A 5,181-nucleotide genomic window follows, 5' to 3' on the forward strand; every position below is an offset into this window, starting at 1 on the left:
ATCTCTTTTGATATAAATATTAGGTGCACCTAATGCTTTGGTAAAATTAGGTAAGAATTCTATTGGAGTTTTATATGGCGTATATCTTCTTCTTGGAAATTTTGCTAAATTCATAGTACCTCCGTTGTTTTTAGATTATTACTCCCACTCTTCATTTCTTAATGTCCTTTGAGTGCAAAAGGCTTTAATTTAGGCATTCTGTACAGTTCGTTTTTGTTCTGTTCGTATGATTCAGGTACATTTTTAATTTATTTTACCCGTTCCAGTCCCAGTTCCGATTAAAACAAATTAAATTCATAGTTTACAAACCATTTTAAATTTCTAAAATGTATATTTTGCGCAAATATTAAACCTTATATCTAATATCCATATATATGTGCTAACATCAATGTTTCCATTTATAGTTATATGCTTTATGGTATTGGAACTCAGTTATTGATATATAGCTAAAATTTCTACCGTTTTATAATTCTGGTCTGCATATATTTCATACAACCCCTCAGCTCTTTCACTCATGTTTCTTCTTAATGTTCGATTTAATTTCATAAAATCTTTTAATGGATCATAGAAAGGCTTTTTCATATCTATTAAATTGTTAGAAGTAACCCTTGCAATAATGGTAACTTCTAAATCTTCATATTCATCTAAATCTTCGTATTCTACTAACATATTATTACCTACTAGTTTAGAACATATTAATGAATCTTCAATATCAATTAAAACTGGTATCTTAACATCTGATACTTCAAAGAAGCTTTTAAATGCCTTTTTTTCAGTTTCATCCATACCATCATTTACAATTGAATCCATTAACATTGGCTTGAATCTTTGGATTGTTTGTGTAATATCAAATTCCTCTGGAACATTCATATAACCATTAAACTTTATTATAAATCCCCTACCTATTGTATTAATGTCCCACTTTGATGATTCTACAAAATCTGCAAAATCTTCCCTTCCATTAAGTAATTTTTCAAATGCAACACAATTATACAGAAGGCTTTCTTTAACCTCTGCTTTATATTTTTTTGAACCTTTCAAATCTCCTCCGAAAACTTTTAGATTCATGTGAGCAGATTTATCATCTGAAATCTCATACTCTTTAATTGTCAAGTGATGTTGTCTTGTAATTACAGAACTATATTCCATTATTTTTTTCTCATCATAATAAATAACATTTCCAAAAATATCAATCACCCCTCAATTTAAATTTGTCTCATTACACGATTATTTAATAAGCTATAACCAAGTTTATAATCATTAGAAATCAGTGTTTTTTCTACCATCCATTCATATGCTAATCTGCTCTTATGATATTCTTCAGTTTATCCTCTAACTTACTAATAACCCCAGTAACCAATGCGTTACCCATCATGAAATATCTTTGCCTTCTGGTCATTCCTGTATTTGTCCAGTTTGCCGGAAACATTTGTAGTAGTTCCGCTTCAATCTCTGTAATCTTTCGATTTTTATTTAGATCTTTATCATATACAATATGAGAAGATCTATTTACTGAACTTTCACTTGTTAACATAGTCCTACTAGGTAAATCTAAAGGGTCTGGAAATGACATTTTTCCTTCAGAGAATGTGTACTTATGCCCTGATTTACTAGTTCTTTCTAATTTTTTTGAGCCTTTTAAATACTCCCATTTTTCTAATTCTTTCCCTTCAACCACATACTCTTCAAGGTCTATTACTTGATATTTTTTAGCTCTTTCAATTATTTTCCCTAATGTATAAACATTCTCATTAGATTTTTCTAATACATCAAAGTTTATAATTTCACCTTTAATAAATAAACCTGTAGTTAAGAATTTTTCACTTTTATAGTTTTCTGATGTATCTACTGGATCTTTAAATTCTTCTATAGACTTTTCTTCTATTACCACATTTTCTGTTTCAACTGGAAATATATCATTGAAGAAGCCATCTTCTTTTAGGTATTCTTCTTTATCTTCTATCTTTATAATCCCTTGTGAATACTTTGTCTCTTTTAATGATGCAAATATGAAAACCCTCCTTCTCCTTTGAGGCATTCCATATTCACCAGCATTTATCATTCTCCATTGAACTATATATCCTAAATCTTCTAAGGTTTTTAACATAACTGCAAAGTCCCTACCTCTTTGATTCGCAGGGGACTTCAATAATCTATCTACATTTTCAAGAAGTATAAATGGTGGTCTCTTCTCATATAATACATCGACTATATCCCACCATAAGACACCCTTCTTACCTTTAATACCCATCTCATTTGACAAACTTCTTGCAACAGAATAGTCTTGACAAGGGAATCCACCAACTAATAATGTATGGTCTGGTATTTTCTTTTTATCTACTTTATTTATATCCACATTACTATGATTCTTATGACCAAATCTTTTTATATAACATTCAAAAGCAGGTTGTGTTTTAGTAGATGGCTCCCATTGGTTTGCCCATACAAAATCCCAATCACCATTTTCAATTGCTAGACCTGTTTTTTCATCAAATCCTTTTATATGATTTAAACCAACTCTAAATCCACCTACACCTGCAAATAATTCAACAACCTTTAAGTCCATATGATATCCCTCCGTTTGATACTTCTATTTTACCTTATTTCTTATAAAAGATCAAACCTTATTTTAGTTTATCTTTAATTTGTTTCAATATATAATCATTATTTAACCAAAAGCACTGTTTTGTCATTCTATTTCCATCTGGCAATAAATCTGTATCTCTTTCTATCTCACCATTTCCATATTTTATACCATTAATTACATGAGCTCCCTTCCGTGCATGAGGTCTAACATGTAATATTTTCGTATTGGATTTCTTAGGCAAATTATTTCTTATTGGATAATCTGGCCTTTTTATTGTAAATTTAACACCTTCTCTAAATATATTTACTGCCCTCTGCCACTCTTCACGCAAACTTCCTTCAATATCATCTACAGGCATATTCCAAAACTTTGCACCTTTTAAATAATAATTATTTTGTTTCTTTTTGTAAATTACAAATAAAAATTTTGTTTCGGTAAAGTAATAATTAATATCTGATTCTTCCCAATTTTGTTTTATTAGTTCCATAGTCTTAAAAGCCGGAAATGACATCGACTCCCTTATCTTCTTATCAGACTCTATACGTACTGCCTTAACTTCTATGTTAGCTTTCTCAAATTCTTCAGCATTCTTTGTCTTTACTCCTAGTATCTCCAATGCTAAACGACTGTATCTATTCTTACTCTTTATATTTTCATCATCAAAGAACTCTTTAAATAAATCTGTATCTTTGATGTTTTTATATTGATTGATTTTATTTAAAACATATTCTTCAAACTCTAATACTGTATCATCTTTTAAGATTTTATCTTCTCTTTCACTACCTCCAGTTATGTAATTCCTCAACACGTATGTCATATAGGAAGTTTTTAAAGAAAATGCTCTAGGTTTTGCTAATATTTTAGAATTAGGTTGAGGAGTTCTATTTTTAGAATTAGAAGATTTTGTAGCTGCTCCTAAATATAAGGTATCTCCTTCTGACAACTCATGAGCTTTTCCATCTATAACCTTTTGTCTAATTTTATAAAAATCACTTTCTATAATTCTTAAATCTTCTCCTTCTGGGCTGAGCATATATATATAATTAATCATATAATCAAGTCTATCTTCTATATTTGGGTCCCATAAATAATACACCAGCAATATGTTTTTTAATTTTTCCCAAGCATTGCTGTTGTAGAAATCCATATTTATAATTTTCATATAATTTATCATAGATATTATTAATCTTTCCTTAGCAGATATAGTACCATTTTTATTTATTTTATATGGTGTGACTTTTAATTCCACCTGAGCATCTGAAAAATCAGCCTCAGATATGTTATCTGCTTTGTAGTGAAAGTATCTTTCTTCTACAATTTCACCTAATCCACCTTTACGATTTTTGTTTTCATAAGATATCCTATACTCTTCCTCTGTAACTTCCTTTACCACCTCTGTCAAAAAATATTTATCTGCATCACAAATATCTTTAAATGTCTTATCTTTCAATTCCTGTGCATATTTATAAATAGATTCCTTATCTTTCGAATTATATCTCTTATACATTTATATAACCCCTTCATTTGATTACTTATCTGCTTAATTACTTTTGGTTCAGATTCATTGTGATATAAGCCCTTATCTATATTATAGAGTAAAGTATTAATATAAACAAATAGAGGAAGTGTATAAGTTTTAAATATATTTTCTTACCAAGATATTTTGTATCTTCATTATCTCTTTCGATATATTATCATTTTCCTTTTTTAAATCCTCAATATCTTCTCTGTAAATTATTTCTGTAGTATTTACTCTTTTAGCTATTTGATTAAGACTGCTAGAATTCTTCCTATAAGTGTCTGCATCTTCCTAAACTGATTCATATCTATTATAAATATAGGAGCTTCCAAGACACATTTCCTTATAAAATGTCCCATTGATTTTGACTTAGAAAGTTCTAACTTTTTCTTAAAAAGTTCCTTTTCTTTCCTGGTTAATTTAATTTCTATCCTTTCATTTCTATATCTATTTGCCATAATATTCTTCCTTTCTTTTATATTTTAACTAGGGTCTTAGGGGGAACCCCTAAATCATTCCGATAGGAACAAGTAGAAAATTTTATATATAAAAGTAGGTCTCACTTGACCCACTTTTATAATTTTCTCGTAAGTGTCCGTACACTTACTGTGCTTGCTACTAAAGTTTTAATAGGCACAGGGGAGTGTAACTGTAACCTAGGATTTCAAAAGTCCTCAAATAAGGCAAGTCTTTTTTATAAGGCCTCACTAAGTCTTGATATTACTAGGATTCAATTTCTATCAGACCAATTCTAATAGTTTTAAAAGTACAGTTACAAGTTACAAGGTTACATAGTTACAATTACTCTTTAATATATTCATCACTACCTGTGCCCATTATTATTTGTTCTGACTGCCATTCTTTTGGTGTATCAGCATTATCTACTTCTAAAAAATCTTCTTTTATCCTTTCCTTTCTCTCATAATAAAGTTTTACAGGTATAGATACTCCACTAGGCGCAATCCTTTTAGTCTTTGATGATCTGATAGCCTTCCATTCTGGGAAGTAGTTGTCCATTATTTCAGAGAAGGATTTTGATTTTATTTGATAGCCTTGCATGGCCAATTCCTTGAAG

5 protein-coding genes and 1 pseudogene are annotated in these 5,181 nt (G+C 29.6%); all 6 read right to left on the bottom strand.

The window, feature by feature from the left end:
• Positions 1-114 (bottom strand): D-cysteine desulfhydrase (locus GXZ13_07315; protein ID NLX75613.1); only part of this gene is annotated, 114 nt, incomplete at its 3' end.
• Positions 115-432: 318 nt separating this feature from the next.
• Complete coding sequence (locus GXZ13_07320; protein NLX75614.1) at positions 433-1,197, bottom strand: hypothetical protein; 765 nt, start codon at positions 1,195-1,197, stop codon at positions 433-435.
• A 100-nt stretch (positions 1,198-1,297) separates the two neighbouring features.
• Positions 1,298-2,566 carry a DNA (cytosine-5-)-methyltransferase gene (dcm, locus tag GXZ13_07325; protein ID NLX75615.1) on the bottom strand — a complete coding sequence of 423 codons (1,269 nt, stop codon included), beginning with the start codon at positions 2,564-2,566 and terminating at the stop codon, positions 1,298-1,300.
• 58 nt (positions 2,567-2,624) lie between these two features.
• On the bottom strand, positions 2,625-4,094 hold the full coding sequence (locus tag GXZ13_07330; protein NLX75616.1) for a restriction endonuclease: 1,470 nt from the start codon (positions 4,092-4,094) through the stop codon (positions 2,625-2,627).
• 129 nt (positions 4,095-4,223) lie between these two features.
• Positions 4,224-4,564 (bottom strand): annotated as a pseudogene (gene mobC, locus GXZ13_07335) (plasmid mobilization relaxosome protein MobC).
• Between the two features lie 343 nt (positions 4,565-4,907).
• Positions 4,908-5,181, bottom strand: a 274-nt coding sequence (locus tag GXZ13_07340; GenBank protein NLX75617.1) for a hypothetical protein, incomplete at its 5' end; no start/stop codon positions are given.

Source organism: Synergistaceae bacterium, assembly GCA_012728235.1.
In the GTDB taxonomy this organism is placed as follows: Bacteria; Synergistota; Synergistia; order Synergistales; family Synergistaceae; genus JAAYFL01.